This is a genomic window from Phaeobacter sp. NW0010-22, assembly GCF_040365955.1.
Lineage (GTDB): Bacteria > Pseudomonadota > Alphaproteobacteria > Rhodobacterales > Rhodobacteraceae > OMPR01.
In genome coordinates, this window is the sequence record NZ_BAABWT010000003.1 from 79,162 (window position 1) to 97,458 (window position 18,297).

Here is an 18,297-nt window from a genome sequence, read left to right on the forward strand (position 1 = left end):
ACTAAGCACGCCCTTATTTGCCTCGTTGCCGGAGGCTTGGTACGCTCCAAGCACCGCCTCATTATTTAGGAGGACCCGATGGCTCCCCGATTTTTATGGGTATCCGCATTCCAGATTTTCGTAGCTGGTTGTTTTGGTGTCGAAAAATACGGCACCGCAGACTTTTACGACCATGAAATCCACAGCGACCGTGAAATCAAAGTCATAATGCCCGCAAACGCACCCTATATTTCTGAACAATTCCGCTCAGATGAAGACAAGGTTCATCAAGGTATCGATATCTGGGGGAAGCGTGGCACTCTGATCCTGGCGTCAGCACCTGGGCGCGTTATCAAAAGCTACTCGGAACCGATCTATGGCAACCGAGTCGTCATCGACCATGGCCGATCACCCGAAGGCGATGAATTGTACACAGTGCACAAACATCTCGACAAACGGATGGTCAACGTTGGGGACGTTGTTCAGCGCGGTCAACAAATCGGAACAATGGGCGATACTGGCGCTTTGGGGGTTCTGGTGCATCTACACTTTGAAACAATGCGTCTGTCTAAGACCAAAGGAGAGATCTACTACGATCCGCACTTGGTTTGGATGGATGGCATTGGCCGTGTCACATGTTTCGACAAAAACAAACGCTACCCGGATACGCCCTTTCGCACGACGTATCCGGTGGTTTGCAAGTAACTCTTACAACTGCGCGCTGGGGCGCGCTTGAATGGCATCATACCAGGCTTGCGTTGCGCTATGGCCCTCGGGAATGCGCATCTTGATAACGCGAGCAAAATCCAAGAACACAAAGGTTGAGATGTCAGCCAGCGTAAAATGATCACAAGCCACGAACGGACTTTCTTGCAGACGCTCTTCGAGCACATCAAAGAACTTGCGTGCACGATCAGTCCCTCGGACGGCGAGCTCAGGCAATTGGGGATAATTTACAGGCCCCGGAATTGCACGGTCCTTGAAGGCTGGATTAGAATTGCGCAAAGCCTCAGCGATCGGCAGGCCACCCTGCTGTTCGGCTATTGAATTCCACATTAGCACCAACCCCTTTTCGTCAGAGGTTCGCCCCATCAATGGAGGTTCCGGGAACTGAGCTTCGAGATAAGCAGCAATGCCAAGGTTTTCCGTCAGAACTGTTCCTTCGTCCGTGACCAGAACCGGTACGGTTGCACGTGGATTTACCGCCATGAACCTTGCATCCAACTGCTCCCCCTTTGCGATCGAGATATCTTTGGTTTCGATCACGATCCCTTTTTCTGCAATGAACATCCGGGCGCGGCGCGGATTGGGGGCGGTAGAACAGTCGTAGAACAGCATGCTTGTCTCTCTTACGTTGCGATGACGCTACGATAGACAGCCCGAGGCCAGTGCCACCAGCCCCGCAGTTTGTGACCCTGCGGCAGACAAGTCAGGACAAAGCTGCACAAAGCGCGCGTGCGATCACCCGCTCTTCGTCCGTGGGGATCACCAAAACGGGCGTATCGCCCTCACTAATAACCCCAGAGCTGCTATCGTTGGCCTCAACATTCAGCACAAGACCCAAGAACTCCATTCCGTCCAGAACCTGTGCCCGTATCGGTGCGGCGTGTTCGCCAATACCGCCACAGAACACCAAGGCATCCAATCCACCCAGAATGGCCGCCATAGCGCCCAGCTCTCGTCGAATGCGGAAAACATAGTAATCAATCGCTTCTTTGGCTCGCGGATCTTCGCTGGCTAGCAGCGTTCGCATGTCATGGCTGATCTCAGACAGCCCCAGCAATCCGCTTTTCTTGTACAGAATATGGGTAATCGCCTCGACCCCGTGGCCCTGCTCCATCAGGTAGAGCAAAACCCCCGGATCCAGCTGACCACAGCGGGTGCCCATCGGCAGGCCATCAAGGGCAGAAAACCCCATAGTTGACCCGATGCTTTGCCCATCTTTCACGGCACACATCGACGCCCCATTGCCGAGGTGCGCAATCACAACCCGCCCTTTGGCAAGCTCAGGATAGTCGTTCTGCAACTTGCCTGTGACATAGTCATAGGACAATCCGTGGAATCCGTATCGACGAACACCTTTTTCATAAAACCGGCGTGGCAGCGCAAAGGCATCGTTTACAAACGGATGCCCTTGATGGAACGAAGTATCAAAACACCCGATTTGCGGCGCCTCTGGAAAGGCGTCTTGGGCGGCGCGCACTGCCGCAATGTTGTGAGGTTGATGCAAAGGGGCAAGCGGAACAAACGCCTCGAGCTGGCGCAACACCTCTTCGGTCAACTCCACCGGGCCAACAAAAGTTTTTCCGCCATGAACAATGCGATGACCGACCCCTGAAACCGGGAGTCCCTTCAAGACCGGAATTATCGCTTTTAGAATCGCACGAACCCCAGCGGCATGATCGGCTGGTCCAATCTCGATCACTTGCTCTTCCGAACTGTCCGTCGCGTCCAGTATCAACCGCGCCACCGGACCGAGGTTTTCCACCTGCCCCAGCTGCAAAAGCTCTGGCTCGTGTGCAGCCAAATAGACACCGAATTTGATCGAAGAACTGCCCGCGTTCAGCGTAAGAATTCCGCTCATAATACACCTCTTTTGCTTGCCCAGATTGTACGTAGGACCGGCGACAGGGGTATGACACTGGCGCGGGTACCGCAGCCTTTAACGTCGATAGATAAAGCAACGGCCTTCGACCACACCCTCGGGCAACGGCAATTCTGTAAGGGTTTCGAAATACATCCGGTCACTGGACACCATAAGACCGCCCTCGGCCAACAGTGGTTCAATCAACGGAGACACAAACCGGGCAAACACATCGTTCTTTTCCCGGTTATGACCGCCCAGATCCGCATGAATCAAACTGGCCGTTGGGCCAAAGCGTTCCACAGAAGCAGGCAGTGTTTCGCGCACATCACCCAGAATCAGCATTTCATCGGCAGGCGTCGAATCAGGATGCGATGCCACAGCGCGCTCAAACACGAAAATATCACGGCCAGAAATACGCTGGCGCATGTGGTGATAAGTGCGCCCATTCCCCAGGCCAAGTTCAAAAACCGGCCCAGTCATGTCAGCTGTTTGCGCTATGGCGAAATCCAGACTGGCACGCTGAGACACCATGCGATCAATGAACAGATCTAGTCGGCTGATGTCTTGGCTCATGGCAAACTCTCCTTTGCGACGACGGCCGGTATGGCCGCGAATATGCCTGTCATGCCAAATCCCAGTGCGCTTGTGTAGCCACAGTTAATGTAATTCTCCCTGTTTCGTGACGTTTAGTCCCAAAATCGTGTTTGACGAGTCGGGTCTGTCCAAGCGATGGTAACGTACAAAGATTAGGGGGTATTGAAATATAATGTCGCGTTTTGGCCAATCGGGTGGATCACCTGAATGACCCCTTTGTTGTCTGTCGAGAATCTGAGCATTGGGTTTGGGGATGCCGAGCCGGTCGTCCAGAACGTAAATTTTGAGGTAGCGCCCGGTGAAACGCTGGCTTTGGTTGGCGAATCTGGTTCGGGTAAAACCGTTACCTGCCGGGCGGTTTTGCGCATTCTGCCACGCATCGCACGCATTGCCACTGGTCGGATCACCCTGAATGGGGGTGAGGCTCCTTTAACCCTTACAGAACTCAGCGAACGCAAAATGCGAGATATTCGCGGCGATCGGGTTTCGATGATCTTTCAGGAACCGATGCGTTCGCTGTCACCACTGCACAAAATTGGCAATCAGGTCAGCGAAGTGTTGTGGCTTCATCGCGGGATGTCGGAAAAAGAAGCCAAGCGAGAAGTTCTGCAAACGTTTGATCGCGTTGGGTTTCCGGACCCTGAACGTGCCTACGGATCTTATCCCTTTGAATTGTCGGGTGGGATGCGCCAGCGCGCTATGATCGCCATGGCTATGGTGTCCAAACCTGATCTATTGATTGCTGACGAACCCACCACCGCATTGGATGTCACCACACAAGCGCAGGTTTTGGGGCTAATCAAAGAGTTGCAACAGGAAATCGGCATGGCGCTGATCCTGGTGACCCATGATTTGGGCGTTGTGGCGAATATGGCCGAAAAGGTCGTCGTCATGCACAAAGGCCGCGTGATGGAAAGCGGCTCTGCCGCTGACGTACTGCGCGCACCTGCTCATCCTTATACGCAACAACTGTTCGACGCTGCCCCCGCCATCCCGGATCGGGCTGCCGTTGGCCTGCCTATGCCGGGCGATGATCTGATCCTCGAGATGAAGAACGTCTCAAAAACCTATACGATGCGCGCTGGGTCGGCTTGGAAGCCCGAAGTCAAAATTCACGCATGTCGGGGCGTCGATCTGAAACTCGCACGTGGTAAAACGCTGGCCATCGTAGGGGAAAGTGGATCAGGCAAAACTACCGCGGCCCGGATTGCGCTTGGCGCCGAATTGCCAGACCCCGGTGGCGAAGTGCTGTTTCGGCCATCCGGGGACGAGCAACAGATCGCTGTTCATCAAATGACACGTGCTGCACGCACCGCGTTTCAACGCGAAGCGCAAATGGTCTTTCAGGATCCCTACAGTTCACTCAGCCCTCGCATGCGGGTTTTAGATGCGATGACCGAGCCACTTGAGATCCATAAAATCGGGTCAACTTCTGAACAGCGTGACAAAGCAGCAGAAATGCTGCAACGGGTTGGGCTGAATTCGGACATGCTAAAACGGTTTCCACACGCCTTTTCTGGCGGCCAACGTCAGCGCCTGTCCATTGCACGCGCTATGATGTTGGACCCCTCACTGCTGGTGTGTGATGAACCGACGTCGGCACTGGACGTATCTGTCCAAGAACAAATTCTAACGCTGCTTGAAGAGATTCAGGAACGCCTGAACCTCAGCTATCTGTTCATTTCACATGATTTGGCAGTGGTTGCGCGAATCGCAGACGAAGTCGCGGTCATGCGACAAGGTCTTGTGATTGAACAGGCACCGCCAGAAACACTTTTTTATAACCCCCAACATCCCTACACCAAAGCGCTGATCGCGGCGCAGCCGGAACCGGATATCGATCGCCCCATCGACCTTAAACTGGTTGCTCAAGGGGCCGGCTCTCCGGATAATTGGAGCGAAGCCTTTCGCTTCTCTGACACCGTGATACCCTCGCTTATCGAATTGGAACCTGGTCATAAGGTGCGTCGCCATGTTTGAGACATCCCGCAAATCCCTTTCGCTTGCGGCCTCGCTGTTGCTGAGCGCACTCTCTCCAGCATGGGCGGAGGGCATTCCACCACTGCAGGAAAGTACCTTTTGGCAAGCTGAAGTTGATGCTGGCGACCTTCCCCCGGTTCAGGAACGAATTCCTGATCAACCTATTATTGTTGACCTCGAAGCACGTGGTCGCGAGCTTGGGACCCCCGGCGGAACGCTCAACACCATGGTCACCCGCTCGAAGGACATCCGCCAGATGGTTGTCTATGGCTATGCCCGTCTGGTAATTTACGATGAAAACTATCAACTCGTTCCAGACCTTCTTGCCTCCTTTGAAAACGAAGACAACAAGACCTTCACGCTAAGACTGCGTGAGGGGCATAAATGGTCAGACGGATCTCCGTTTACCTCCGCTGATTTCGAATATTGGTGGAAGGATGTCACCAATCACGAAATGCTCAGCCCATCAGGTCCACCTGATTTCCTGCGTGTTGGGGGTGAACTGCCCGAAGTATCATTCCCAGACCCTCTGACAGTGGTTTATTCTTGGTCCAAGCCCAACCCGAACTTTTTACAGTCGCTGGCGCAAGCGCGACCCCCTTTCATCTATCGCCCGTCTGAGTTTCTAAAGCAGTATCACGGGGATTATGCGGATCCTGCGCAACTGGCGGAAGAAGTCGAAGACACCCGCGTCAAAAGCTGGGCCGCTTTGCACAACAAACGCGATAATATGTACAAGTTCGACAATCACGAGCTCCCCACATTGCAGCCTTGGTTAAATGCGAGTTCAGGTAAGAAAATTCGCCATAACTTTGTACGTAACCCTTACTATCACCGTGTCGACACCAATGGTGTTCAGTTGCCCTATATCGACATTGTCCAAATGGAAATCGTCGCACCAGGTTTAGTCGCGGCAAAATCCAATGCAGGTCAATCCGATCTTCAGGGACGCGGCCTTGATTTCCGCGACGTGTCTATTCTAAAAAAGGGTGAGGCGGATGGCGATTACAAAACCCGTCTTTGGCAAACCGGCGTTGCATCACAGATTGCGATTTATCCAAACCTGAACTTTGCCGATGACGTGTGGCGCGAGGTTTTGCGCGACGTCCGTGTTCGGCGCGCACTGTCTTTGGGGATCGATCGCGACACCATCAACAAAGCACTCTATTTCAAATTGGCCAAGCCGGGGTCTATGACGGTGTTGCCGACCTCTCCGTTTTTTGAGCAGGAAAACCGGGATGCGTGGGCTGCCTATGATCCAAAGGCGGCCAATGCTCTGTTGGATGAAGCCGGGTTGACTAAACGAAATGCCAACGGGATTCGATTGCTGCCTGATGGGCGCCCTATGGAAGTCGTGATTGAAACCGCCGGCGAACGCCAAGAAGTCGAAAACGCGCTTCAAATCGTGACGGACACCTGGCGCGATATTGGTGTGAAACTGGTCATGCGCCCTTTGGACCGCGACATCCTGCGCAACCGTGTTTATTCTGGAAATTCAATGGCCTCGGTCTGGTTTGGGTGGGATAACGGAATTCCACAATCCTATACCTCGCCCGGCTACCTGGCCCCAACAGACCAAGTTTTTCTCGCATGGCCCAAATGGGGACAGCACTTTCAAACCAATGGTGCCGCCGGTGAAGCCCCCGATGTTCCAGAAGCTCAGCGCTTGTTAGAGCTACTGAAGATTTGGGAAAACGCGACCACCGATGCGGAGCGCGAAACCGCTTGGCGTGAGATGCTGGCAATTCATGCGGATCAGCTGTTTGGCATTGGAATGCTCGCAGAAGCACCGCAGCCAATTGTTGTTTCGAGCCGGATGCGCAATGTCCCGCAAAAGGCTCTCTGGGCTTGGGAACCCGGTGCACATTTCGGGATTCACCGCCCCGACGAATTTTTTGTTGCCGACTAACGAGGACCGCGAGACATGAGCATACTGCGCTACGCGATCTATCGCTTCATGACCATGCTGCTGACGCTGCTGGTCGTGTCGGCGCTAGTTTTTGTCATCATCAACCTACCGCCCGGCGATTATCTGAGCAACCAGATCGCTGAACTGCGCGCATCGGGTCAATCAGCGGGCGTCGCCAAGGCCGAGTTTCTGCGAAAAGAATACGCGTTGGATCGTCCACTTTACCAACAATACCTGATCTGGATTGGCTTCATTCCCGGACCACAGGGGTTTTCCGGCCTGCTACAAGGCGACTTTGGATGGTCCTTTGAATTTGATCGACCGGTGGCGGAAATTGTCGGTGAGAGCCTTTGGCTTACGGTCTTAGTCAATGTCGCAGCGGTTCTCTTCGTCTATATGATTGCCTTGCCCTTGGGAGTTCTCGCCGCCGCGCGCTCGCGAACATGGGTCGACTATACCTCTGCATTTGTCGGTTATCTGGGCCTTGCTACACCAAACTTTCTGCTCGCGCTGATCATGTTCTACTATGGGCACAAATACTTTGATCTGCCGATTGGTGGTCTGATGGATCCTCGGTTCGAAGGCGAACCGATGACGTTTGAAAAGATGAACTCAATCCTGATCCACCTGATCGTACCCACCTTTGTGATCGGGACTTCGGGCGCCGCTGCCATGATGCAACGCTTGCGCGCGAACCTGCTCGATGAGCTTGGAAAACCTTATGTTGAAACAGCAATTGCCAAAGGCATGGCGCCGTCGCGCATGTTGACGAAATACCCCCTGCGTATGGCCTTCAACCCGTTTGTTGCTGACATCGGGAACCTTCTGCCATCTATGGTGTCCGGGTCTGTTCTAGTGTCGGTTGTTCTTGGTCTCCAGACGATTGGGCCAACTTTGCTCACGGCCCTTAAAACCCAAGACCAATTTCTGTCAGCCTTTGTTCTGATGTTTGTGGCGCTGCTAACGCTGATGGGCACTATGATTTCTGATGTTCTGTTGGTCTTGCTTGACCCACGCATTCGCTACGAAGGACGTGAGACATGACCCATCTTCCCGACGGTCGCTATGTCGACGACGCCCCGTATGACCCTCAAGCTTCTATTCAGCAGCTTGAGCGCCGCGATTTGGATGCGCCAAATTGGATTTTGATTTGGCGGAAATTCAAAACTCACAAATTGGGCCTGATATCCGGCATCTTCTTGTTGCTCTGCTATTTGATGTTGCCGTTTGCCGGCTTTTTGTCGCCATACACCCCAAACGAGCGTCAATCAGATCACCTGTATGCCCCACCCCAGTCAGTGCAATGGTTCCACGAAGGTGAATTTGTCGGGCCTTTCATCTACCCAATCACTGCCGAAGCTGATCTTGAGACGTTTCAGTGGAAGTTTGTGCCGGACACGGACACCCCGTTACCTATTCGTTTCTTTTGCGAGGCAGGCGAATACAACCTCGCCGGCCTGATCCCTAGCGACACGCACCTGTTCTGCGCCCCCGAAGGCGCGACACTGTTTCTGTGGGGGTCTGACCGTCTAGGGCGCGATGTATTCAGCCGCATCATGTATGGGGCTCAGCTGTCACTGACAGTGGGTCTGATCGGGATCTCTGTCTCGTTCTTCCTTGGTATCATCCTTGGCTCCATGGCGGGTTATTTTGGCGGTAAGTTGGATTGGTTTATCAACCGGATCATTGAAATCCTGCGGTCCCTGCCTGAATTGCCGCTCTGGCTGGCTCTTTCTGCTGCAGTCCCATCCAACTGGGGCCCGGTTTCCGTGTTTTTTATCATCTCAGTTATTCTTGGTATTCTAGACTGGCCCGGTCTCGCCCGTGCGGTACGCGCCAAATTCCTTTCGCTTCGCGAAGAAGAATATGTACGCGCGGCCGAAATGATGGGTGCGAGCTCAGGCCGGGTGATCCGCAAACACCTCTTGCCGAACTTTATGAGCCACCTGATCGCGTCTGCCACCCTATCGATTCCTGCGATGATCCTTGGAGAAACCGCGCTTAGCTTCCTTGGTCTTGGCCTGCGCGCACCTGCTGTAAGTTGGGGTGTCATGCTCAATGACGCACAGAACCTCGCCTCGATCGAGATCTACCCTTGGACCGCCATCCCGATGCTCCCGATTATCGTCATCGTTCTGGCATTCAATTTCCTCGGCGATGGCCTGCGCGACAGTCTGGACCCATATCAGCAGTAAGGCGCAAGATTGATATTTTCGCACAGATAGAAACGAAAAGGGGAGGCCACGCACAGCGGCCTCCCCTTTGTTTTTCCGACACCTCAAATCGGAGCGGCCTCCCGAGCGCAGCGAGGCTACACCCAACCCTAAGAAGTGCCCTTTCAGAGGCGCTCCGAAGGGGCGGGGCCCCCCGAAAACTAGATCATACAGTATCAGTCGTGGCTGCCACCGGGGCCAATATCGTCCAAATAGTCTTCGTCGATTGCCGCCTGCGCAGCACCTGTGACAGCTTCCCGCTGCTGGGGCGTCAAGTCAGCTTCTTTCTTTCCATCCGCCAATCGGACCGTCACTTCGCGGTGAGCAAAGTGGATACCTTCTTGAGCAAACAGCTCGCGAATGTCTTGATACACGCGCTTTCGAACCAACCATTGATCCCCGGGTTTGGTCATGAACTTGACTCGGATGATCATCGCTGAGTCCTGCATTTCAATAACACCCTGCGATTTGAGTGGTTGAATGAAGTTTTCACCGATCACTGGGTCATGCAGCAGTTCTTTGCCAAGGTTCTTGATCAACTTTCGAACCTTTTCCACATCCGTATCATAGGTCACGCGGAGCGGCAGTTTCATAATCACCCAATCACGGGAAAAGTTGGTCAACACTTTGATTTCGCCAAACGGGATCGTGTTCAACGCCCCAAGGTGGTGGCGCAACTGGAAAGACCGGACCGAGATCTTTTCAACGGTCCCTTTCACATCTCCGATGTCGATATACTCCCCTTTCCGGAACGCATCATCCAAAAGGAAAAACGCACCCGAGAAAATGTCCCTGACCAGGGTTTGCGAGCCAAAACCAACAGCCAGACCGACCACACCAGCACCCGCGAACAGAGGGCTGACATTTATCCCCATTTCCATCAAAGCAATCAGAACAATCGATACGACGACCACGGCCAGAATGGCACCACGGAACAACGGCAACAGCGTCGCCAAACGGCTTGCACTTGTGCCGCCCCCTTCGTCGCCCAACTCGCCCTCTTCTACATCGTCGGTCTCTTCTGCAATCTTGCTATCGATCCAGATGCGAAAGAAATGAAACACAATATAGCCGATGAACACAATTACCATCACATCCAGCGCGCGCTCAAATGGCAGATCCTCAGCCCACTCCACATCCGGATTGAGGATCGCCAACAATGCATAAGCCCCGACCACAAAGGCCAATATACCTGCAACGCGTCGGGCTAAATCTTCAAAGGTATTGATGTAGCCATTATGCACGGGCGCGGGCTTGCGATGCTCGGTTTCTTCGGCTTCAGCCAGCGCGAGCTCTTCATTGATCAGCTGCACTTTGCGAGTGCGATCAAAATAGCGCTCGAGCAGATAGTTCAGTGCACCATAGGCCACCACGACCGACATGAAGATACCATAAGTCCCCACCACCAGCGGGATCGGTGTCGGGTTCTCAAGCACCAGATCAAGCGCCAACGAAAACCAGCTAAAGCCAACGTAAGCGATGACAGCAGGGGCCCAAGCATAAGACACAAACCGCAGAATCCAGGACACTTGTTCCGGGGTCTGCCCGCCACGGATGGCCGACGAAATGGCTCGGGCGTTGAACACAACCATCAGGCAGTTCCCCAACACGCCAACAGCAGTCAACACTCCGTACACCATCGCATAGACATTGTAGTTCAGGCCGAAATCAGCGACCCAGGTCGCAAACAAGACCGCAGAAATATCATAGGTCGCCAGCACAGAGGCCCAAATGTATATCCGTTTTGCTTCCTTGTCGGTGAACGGGGGCAACCTGTATTGGCTGAGGAACGGTGACAGTACCATGCGCCAAAGATCCGAAACGGTGCGCGCTAAGAAAAAGCCGGTGAAAATTGCAGTGACCGTAAATTGGATCGATACATCCTCGGCAGTGCCGAAAATAGCACGCCCAATGATTGCTGCAAAAAGCATCGCAAACAGCGTACCACCGATACCAATAACAAAGCGAAGTACGAGAAACGGCATCTTATCCCGGTATCCCACCGGGTTTTCCATAATCCGCGACACCACATATTTTCGCGCAACACGCTTGCCGTAGATTTCAACCGACAGCCAACGACCGATCAAAAGCAAAACAATATTAACCACAAATACCCAAAGATAGGTTGTGATTTCCCCATCGGGACTGGTCTGTCGCAGAATGTACTGAACTTCGAAAATCGAATAAGGCAGCGCCTGCAATCGGGAATTAAGCGCTTTGACGAATTCGTCGAATTCAGATTGCGCCCGCATCAATTGAGACGCATCGCCCATTGGATCTTTGGGATCAGCGGCGTTTTCGCCACTTGCCTTGGTCTCTGCCGACACCAATTTTCCAGTGCTATCAATGACGATGACACTTGCACCCGCTTCTGTTGCCTCACGTATTGCGGTGGCTAAATCCCCTTCGGAAGTGGTAGCTGTCTCTGCTGTTTTCGCCCCATAGCCGGGAATCAATGCCGATTGAGCCTCTGCACTGGATGCAAAAGACATCAACAGCACCCCGAGTGTCAGAACAGCGCGTAAAAGAAGTTGCATCATGTACAGCAGGCTTTCATTCTTTAAAGATCGTCGAAACTTACAGGAGGTACCCGGTTGGTTCAAACAACCCGCTACCACAATTTCGCGAGTGTAGCACATGGCCCACTCTGCCCTCTCGCCGCATCTGTCAAAATCGTGTTTTCAAACGGGTCCAATTTCAATACTAGAGTTACAATAGATGCCTTGAAAATTCATGGTGAAACGATCTGAGACGACGACGACAACTTGGCCACGGACATAACAATACCGAAGCAGAGTGTAGAGAGTGAGATGAGAAGCAAAGCTGCAGGATATCCTGTTCCGATTGCGATCGGCTTACAAATACACCTCCGGCATGCGCCGGCTCACGACATGACGTCTGATGACCAAACATCGGACAACGTATGTGTCGCGTCTTTCCGTGTTCAAACAAGGCACTTTGGCGGTTTTCGAAATTCAATGCAGGGTCACCCATGACGAAAGACATGAAGGATCGCCCCGTTGGTGCAGAACCTCGGGCCCCGCGCGTTATGCTTTACAGCCACGACACATTTGGGTTGGGCCATTTACGACGATCCCGGGCACTGGCCAGTGCCATCACGCAAGCTGATCCCTCAGCGTCTGCGTTGATCTTGACTGGGTCGCCCGTTGCCGGACGGTTCACCTTTCCACGTCGGGTGGATCATGTCCGACTGCCCGGCGTGACCAAGCGCAGCGACGGAAGCTATGCCTCTCAAACCATCGGGATGGGAATCGATGAGGTCACGGATTTACGTTCTGGGATTATTCGCACGACCGCGCAGCAATACGATCCTGACATTCTGATTGTCGACAAAGAGCCCACAGGGTTTCGAGGTGAATTGTTGCCGACACTGGAAATGTTGCAAGACTGCGGACGATCCAAGCTGATCTTGGGCCTACGTGACGTTCTGGATGAGCCCGAAGTTCTGGCAACCGAATGGGCCCGCAAAGGCGCGGTTGAAGCAACCGAAAAGTTCTACGATGAAATTTGGGTCTATGGCATGAAGTCGATCTATGATCCGACTGCTGGCCTACCTCTCAGCATAGAAACCCAAGCCCGCATGCATTGGACAGGATATTTGCGCCGCGACTTGGGGCCAATTGGCACCTCGCCCGAGGTCCCCTATATCCTGATCACCCCGGGCGGCGGTGGCGATGGCAAAGCCATGGTCAACCTGGTCTTGTCCGCCTATGAGCAAGACCCCAACCTATCACCCCGCGCTGTCCTTGTTTATGGGCCCTTCCTGTCCGGTGAATTACGTGCTGATTTCGAAGAACGCGTCGAAGCCCTGAATGGCCGTGTAACTGCCGTTGGTTTTGAATCGCAAATCGAAACCCTATTTGCCGGTGCCCAAGGTGTAGTCTGCATGGGTGGGTACAATACCTTTTGCGAAGTTCTGTCTTTTGACAAACGCGCCGTAATTGTCCCCCGCACTGTACCGCGCCTCGAACAGTGGCTGCGGGCCTCGCGTGCGGAAAAACTGGGGCTTGTGCGCATGCTGGACGAAAACCGTGATGGGTTAACACCCGAAGCGATGATCCGGGCCATCCGCAACCTGAGTAATCAGCCTCTTCCCTCACAGGCAATGACAGATGGCTTGCTGGACGGATTGGACTATGTCACCGAACGGGTCGACACCCTTTTGCAAACTAATGCCGAACAGGCCGCTCAATGACTCAGAACACCCCGGCGTTGGCCATTGTCGTCAAGGGATGGCCACGGCTATCAGAAACATTCATCGCCCAAGAGCTAGTAGCGCTGGAAGAGGCCGGTCACAATTTTGAGATCTGGTCGCTGCGGTATCCTACGGACAAAAAACGCCACCCACTGCATGATCGCCTCAAGGCGCGGGTGCGTTATTTGCCCGAATACCTGCACGAAGACCCGGCCCGCGTTTGGGCCGCGCGTGAAATTGCGCAACGCCTACCCGGGTATCGCGAAGCCTATCGCATCTGGCGTCAGGATTTGGCTCGCGATCGGAACCTGAACCGCATCCGTCGTTTTGGGCAGGCCTGCGTTCTGGCTGGAGAATTACCGGCAGACACTCATGGGCTGTACGCACATTTCATGCACACGCCTTCATCCGTTGCACGCTATGCCGCGATCATGCGGGATTTGCCGTGGAGCTTTTCAGCACACGCCAAAGATATCTGGACCTCACCTGAATGGGAAAAGCGCGAAAAGCTGCAGGCCGACACCTATGGGGCGGAATTTGGCGCTACGTGCACCGCCTTTGGGGCCGCGCATTTGCGTGAGATGTCAGATGATCCAGCAAGGGTGGATTTGATCTATCATGGGCTGGATCTGACGCGGTTCCCAGCGCCGCCGCAAAGAGGTCCAGCAGATTTGCGTAAGCCAGCGGATCCATTTCACATGGTTTCGGTTGGACGTTTGGTTGAGAAAAAGGGCTTTGACAAATTGATCGATGCCTTTGCCCAATTGCCGTCAACTTTGAATTGGCGTTGGACCCATATCGGAGGGGGGGGCTTAAAGGGCACCCTGACCGCGCAAGCCGTTTCCGCCGGTGTTGCAGATCGCATTACATGGCGCGGAGCCTGTGACCAACCCGAAGTGATTTCGGCCATGCGCGAAGCCGATCTGTTTGTCCTGCCCAGCCGAATTGCAGCAGATGGAGACCGCGATGGCCTGCCAAACGTTCTGATGGAAGCAGCCTCTCAATTGCTGCCAATCCTATCGACACCAGTGTCCGCCATTCCTGAATTCATTGACACAGGCATCCACGGCACCCTGAGCGAGGATGATCCTGCAGCGTTGGCAAAAGCCATCACCGTGATAGCAGCCAATCCGGCCCAGACACAGTCCATGGCACATGCTGCCCGCACTCGATTGACCCAAGAATTTGGGATGAACCCGGGCATTGCACGATTGTCCAAGCGCTTGCACGATCTCTGCCAGCCCATCAACTCATGACCCGCGTCGCTTTTTACGCGCCGATGAAATCGCCGTCTAACGCGGTTCCCTCGGGAGATCGGGAAATGGCGCGGAATCTGATATCCGCGATCAAGTTGAATGGGGCGGTGGTCGACCTTGTTTCAGATCTGCGGATCTATGACAAAACCGGCGATCCCCAAGTACAGACCCAGTTGAGTCAAGCCGCGCAGGCAGAGGTAGAGCGCCTCATTCAAAACCTGCCCCACGACACGCAGCTTTGGGTGACATATCACAATTACTACAAGGCTCCGGATCTGGTCGGCCCTGCAGTTTGTCGCGCTTTGGCCATTCCCTATGTTCAGATCGAAAGCACGCGAGCGCACAGCCGCCTAACCGGCCCTTGGGCTGATTTTGCGCAGGCAGCGCATAAAGCCTGTGATGCAGCCGACGCTATCTATTATCTAACGGCAAATGACCTGATCACTCTGCAACGAGAAAAGACTCATCATCAAACGTTGGCACACTTGCCCCCCTTCCTGCCATATCGAAACCTTCCTGCAGCTTCGAATTTGAGGGGCCCAATGTTGAGCGTTGGAATGATGCGTCATGGGGATAAACTGGCCTCTTATCACATCATCGCGAAGACTCTTCATCATCTGACCGGATCATGGAAACTTGACATTGCGGGCGATGGACCCGCACGCGCAGAGGTCGAACAGATGATGGCCCCGTTTGGCGATCGTGTTCGGTTTCTGGGGCAACTGGACAGAGAGACACTTCAAGCGATTTACGGTCAAGCCAGTCTGTTTCTATGGCCGGGTGTGAACGAAGCCTTTGGCATGGTCTATCTTGAGGCCCAAGCCGCAGGCATTCCCGTTATCGCGCAAGACCGCCCCGGCGTGCGCGATGTGGTTCTTACCCCTGATGCTCCTCAACCCGAAGAGGGCTCACAAGCGTTGGCTGCGCAAGTTATGACCCTTGTGAATGACCCAGTGAAACGCAAACATCTTGGTGAAACCGCCCGGCACGGCATTGCCCAATCGCATCTCATTGGCGCAACATCTAAACTGTTCTGGGCCACGGCCACCCCTCTGTTAAAGGAAATCTGATGCCACGTCTTGCCTTGATCCGCCATGGCCATACAGAATGGAACCGCGCGGGCCGTATTCAGGGACGCAGCGATATTCCGCTGGATGACGCCGCACGCAAAGAGCTTTCTGAGTTTGCCCTACCAGCGCCTTGGGACTCTGCCGATCTGTGGGCCAGTCCCCTGCACCGTGCCCGCGAAACCGCCGAAATCATCGCTGGCAGAGCCCCCAAAACGGCCCCGGAACTGATAGAAATGAACTGGGGCGATTGGGAAGGGCTGCGCGGTGTCGATCTGGTCGAGCAACCAGACAGCGGGTTCCGCCACATCGAAGATTGGGGGTGGGATTATCGCCCTCTCAATGGCGAAAGCCCAGCCGAGGTATGGGACCGGATTGAACCTTGGGTCAAAGGGATCACAACAGACACCATCGCGGTCTGTCACATTGGCATCATGCGCATGATATTGGCCAAAGCTTGCGGCTGGAATTTTTCCGGTCCTGCCCCGTTTCGGATCAAGCGCAACCGGTTGTTTGTAGTTGATCTGCCCGATATGCGGCCTTGGCCGGACCCTGTCCGCCTGATAAAGCGGGCTTCCCTCGCATGAAAGTTATGATTGCAGTGACCCATCTGTTGGGCACGGGGCATCTGAGCCGGGCGTTAACCCTGGGTCGTGCCTTTGCTGCAAAGGGTCATCAGGTGCAAATTCTATCAGGTGGGATGCCTGTTCCACAACTCGATCACAGTGGCGTCGATCTTATCCCTCTTTCCCCGCTGCGATCTGATGGGGTAAATTTCACCCGCCTTTTGACGGATGATGGAGATGTCGCATCGTCAGACTATTTGGCTAAGCGCGTAGAGGCCGCAGTCATTGCGCTAAATCGCTTTGCCCCAGATGTGTTGATAACTGAGCTGTTCCCCTTTGGCCGCCGGGTCTTGCGGTCCGAATTTCTGGCCCTGTTAAAAGCCGCGTGTGCCCTGCCGGTCAAACCCCTAATTGCCGCCTCAATCCGTGACATCCTTGCGCCGCCTTCAAAACCTAAAAAAGCCGAACAAACGGATACGATCATTGTAGATCACTATGATGTCGTTCTGGTTCATTCTGATCCCCAGACCACCCGGTTGGAGGCAAGTTGGCCCGTTTCAAATCAACTGGCCTCCAAAATACAATACACAGGTTACGTCGCCCCCCATGAGGCGGGTCCACATCCAACCGGAGCCGGAGCGAACGAAATATTGGTCAGCGCCGGAGGCGGATCAGTAGGCCAAAGCATTTTTCGCACGGCCATCGAGGCCGCCCGAAAAACCACCAACCGGCGCTGGCGCTTGTTGGTTGGGGGACAGGACGCACCCGTGCTCATACCCCAGCTGTTACAATTGGCGCAGGGAATGCCAGTAGAGATTGAATCCGCCCGGCCAGATTTTCGCCAAATGTTAACCCATGCAGAGGCGTCCGTTAGCATGTGTGGGTATAATACCACCTTGGATTTGCTACAGGCCAAAACCCCTGCAGTAATAATCCCCTTTGATGATGGTGGAGAGGTTGAACAAACGCTGCGCGCTGATAGCTTGACCCACCTATCCGGCTTCGAAGTTGTTTATAGTTCAAACCTTACACCTGATGCTCTGCTCAGCGCTTTAGACAAAACCATCCAAGCGCCCCGACGGGATGCAGCCACGCTGAACTTTGCAGGTGCAGCTCAGACTGTGCAGATCGTGCAAGACCTGAAAGAGATCGCCCTATGAATGTAGATTGGGCTCCATTAGATCAAGAATTGGCCCATTGGCATAGCGCGGGTATGGTTTTGCCAATTTGGTGGCGGGACGATGATGCCATCGAACCGACGCCAGAATTGAACCGTTTGTCTGAGCTTTCAGTGGCCCTGGGTCTGCCTGTTCATATTGCTGTTATCCCGGCCACTGCTACGCCAGAACTCGCCACGTATTTCGCGACCCGCCCCCATCTGATCCCGGTCGTCCATGGCTGGGCCCACCAAAACCACGCCCCAACGGATCAAAAAAAAGCCGAAGTCGGAGCACATCGACCTGCCCCCGCTGTTTTGGACGAAATCAAACGTGGCACGACACGCATGCGCGAGCTGTTTGGCCTCGCTTTGCGCCCGATGTTTGTACCACCTTGGAACCGGATTGCACCCGAAGTGCGCGATGGGTTGCCCCAATTGGGTTTCAAGATTCTCTCAACCGCCACACCCAGAAAACAAGAAAATGCCGCCCCCGGATTGGAACAGGTCAACACCCACCTTGATCCCATCCACTGGCGTGACACGCGCAGCCTTGTTCCTGCCACCCGTTTGATCGAACAGACCGTACAGCTGCTGAAAGACCGCCGAGAAGGGCGAGCAGACGCCAGCGAACCCTTTGGCCTGTTGACCCACCACCTTGTTCATGATGAACAGATTTGGACATTTACACGTGATTTTGTGACCCGCCTGATGGCTGGGCCGATTCAGGTTTGGATCATGCCCGCAGCAGAAGATGAATAAGGAATTCACCAG

The 18,297-nt window shown here is 54.1% G+C and carries 15 protein-coding genes; 11 read left to right on the forward strand and 4 right to left on the reverse strand.

Features of this window, described 5'->3' with window-relative positions; genetic code table 11:
• The first annotated feature begins 78 nt into the window (after nucleotides 1-78).
• Nucleotides 79-684 (forward strand): M23 family metallopeptidase, encoded by a 606-nt coding sequence (locus ABWV33_RS07255; protein WP_353329735.1) that lies wholly within the window; start codon nucleotides 79-81, stop codon nucleotides 682-684.
• Between the two features lie 3 nt (nucleotides 685-687).
• On the opposite strand, the gene ABWV33_RS07260 is transcribed toward ABWV33_RS07255, so the two are convergent.
• The 3 genes from ABWV33_RS07260 to ABWV33_RS07270 form a co-directional block, all read right to left on the reverse strand.
• Nucleotides 688-1,317 (reverse strand): glutathione S-transferase, encoded by a 630-nt coding sequence (locus ABWV33_RS07260; protein ID WP_113825216.1) that lies wholly within the window; start codon nucleotides 1,315-1,317, stop codon nucleotides 688-690.
• 91 nt (nucleotides 1,318-1,408) lie between these two features.
• Nucleotides 1,409-2,563, reverse strand: a complete 1,155-nt coding sequence (locus tag ABWV33_RS07265) for an acetate/propionate family kinase (protein ID WP_353329737.1) — start codon at nucleotides 2,561-2,563, stop codon at nucleotides 1,409-1,411.
• Nucleotides 2,564-2,641: 78 nt separating this feature from the next.
• Nucleotides 2,642-3,139: a class I SAM-dependent methyltransferase gene (locus ABWV33_RS07270; RefSeq protein ID WP_164618061.1), complete on the reverse strand. Its 498-nt coding sequence runs from the start codon at nucleotides 3,137-3,139 to the stop codon at nucleotides 2,642-2,644.
• A 228-nt stretch (nucleotides 3,140-3,367) separates the two neighbouring features.
• Between ABWV33_RS07270 and ABWV33_RS07275 the strand changes: the two genes are divergently transcribed.
• Genes ABWV33_RS07275 through ABWV33_RS07290 form a run of 4 tightly spaced genes read left to right on the forward strand, consistent with a single transcriptional unit; the run spans nucleotide 3,368 to nucleotide 9,244 of the window.
• Nucleotides 3,368-5,140: an ABC transporter ATP-binding protein gene (locus ABWV33_RS07275; RefSeq protein WP_353329739.1), complete on the forward strand. Its 1,773-nt coding sequence runs from the start codon at nucleotides 3,368-3,370 to the stop codon at nucleotides 5,138-5,140.
• Nucleotides 5,133-7,049 (forward strand): ABC transporter substrate-binding protein, encoded by a 1,917-nt coding sequence (locus ABWV33_RS07280; protein ID WP_353329741.1) that lies wholly within the window; start codon nucleotides 5,133-5,135, stop codon nucleotides 7,047-7,049. The genes ABWV33_RS07275 and ABWV33_RS07280 overlap by 8 nt, the downstream gene beginning before the upstream one ends.
• 15 nt (nucleotides 7,050-7,064) lie before the next feature.
• The gene (locus tag ABWV33_RS07285; RefSeq protein ID WP_121998472.1) at nucleotides 7,065-8,093 is read left to right on the forward strand and encodes an ABC transporter permease; all 1,029 of its coding nucleotides are present in this window, start codon (nucleotides 7,065-7,067) and stop codon (nucleotides 8,091-8,093) included.
• Complete coding sequence (locus ABWV33_RS07290; protein WP_113825228.1) at nucleotides 8,090-9,244, forward strand: ABC transporter permease; 1,155 nt, start codon at nucleotides 8,090-8,092, stop codon at nucleotides 9,242-9,244. The genes ABWV33_RS07285 and ABWV33_RS07290 overlap by 4 nt, the downstream gene beginning before the upstream one ends.
• A gap of 194 nt (nucleotides 9,245-9,438) precedes the next feature.
• Here the strand turns inward: ABWV33_RS07290 and ABWV33_RS07295 are convergent, their stop codons facing one another.
• The gene (locus tag ABWV33_RS07295) at nucleotides 9,439-11,799 is read right to left on the reverse strand and encodes a mechanosensitive ion channel family protein (protein WP_502930903.1); all 2,361 of its coding nucleotides are present in this window, start codon (nucleotides 11,797-11,799) and stop codon (nucleotides 9,439-9,441) included.
• Nucleotides 11,800-12,254: 455 nt separating this feature from the next.
• On the opposite strand from ABWV33_RS07295, the gene ABWV33_RS07300 reads away from it, so the two are divergent.
• The 6 genes from ABWV33_RS07300 to ABWV33_RS07325 are packed head-to-tail and all read left to right on the forward strand — an operon-like array spanning nucleotide 12,255 to nucleotide 18,285.
• Nucleotides 12,255-13,478: a glycosyltransferase family protein gene (locus tag ABWV33_RS07300; protein WP_353329746.1), complete on the forward strand. Its 1,224-nt coding sequence runs from the start codon at nucleotides 12,255-12,257 to the stop codon at nucleotides 13,476-13,478.
• On the forward strand, nucleotides 13,475-14,734 hold the full coding sequence (locus ABWV33_RS07305; RefSeq protein WP_353329748.1) for a glycosyltransferase family 4 protein: 1,260 nt from the start codon (nucleotides 13,475-13,477) through the stop codon (nucleotides 14,732-14,734). The genes ABWV33_RS07300 and ABWV33_RS07305 overlap by 4 nt, the downstream gene beginning before the upstream one ends.
• A complete protein-coding gene (locus ABWV33_RS07310; RefSeq protein WP_353329750.1) occupies nucleotides 14,731-15,804 on the forward strand; it encodes a glycosyltransferase family 4 protein in 1,074 nt (357 codons plus the stop codon). The genes ABWV33_RS07305 and ABWV33_RS07310 overlap by 4 nt, the downstream gene beginning before the upstream one ends.
• The gene (locus ABWV33_RS07315) at nucleotides 15,804-16,388 is read left to right on the forward strand and encodes a histidine phosphatase family protein (protein ID WP_353329752.1); all 585 of its coding nucleotides are present in this window, start codon (nucleotides 15,804-15,806) and stop codon (nucleotides 16,386-16,388) included. Before ABWV33_RS07310 ends, ABWV33_RS07315 begins: the two co-directional genes overlap by 1 nt.
• A complete protein-coding gene (locus ABWV33_RS07320) occupies nucleotides 16,385-17,527 on the forward strand; it encodes a glycosyltransferase family protein (RefSeq protein ID WP_353329754.1) in 1,143 nt (380 codons plus the stop codon). Before ABWV33_RS07315 ends, ABWV33_RS07320 begins: the two co-directional genes overlap by 4 nt.
• A complete protein-coding gene (locus ABWV33_RS07325; protein WP_353329756.1) occupies nucleotides 17,524-18,285 on the forward strand; it encodes a polysaccharide deacetylase family protein in 762 nt (253 codons plus the stop codon). The genes ABWV33_RS07320 and ABWV33_RS07325 overlap by 4 nt, the downstream gene beginning before the upstream one ends.
• Nucleotides 18,286-18,297: the final 12 nt, after the last annotated feature.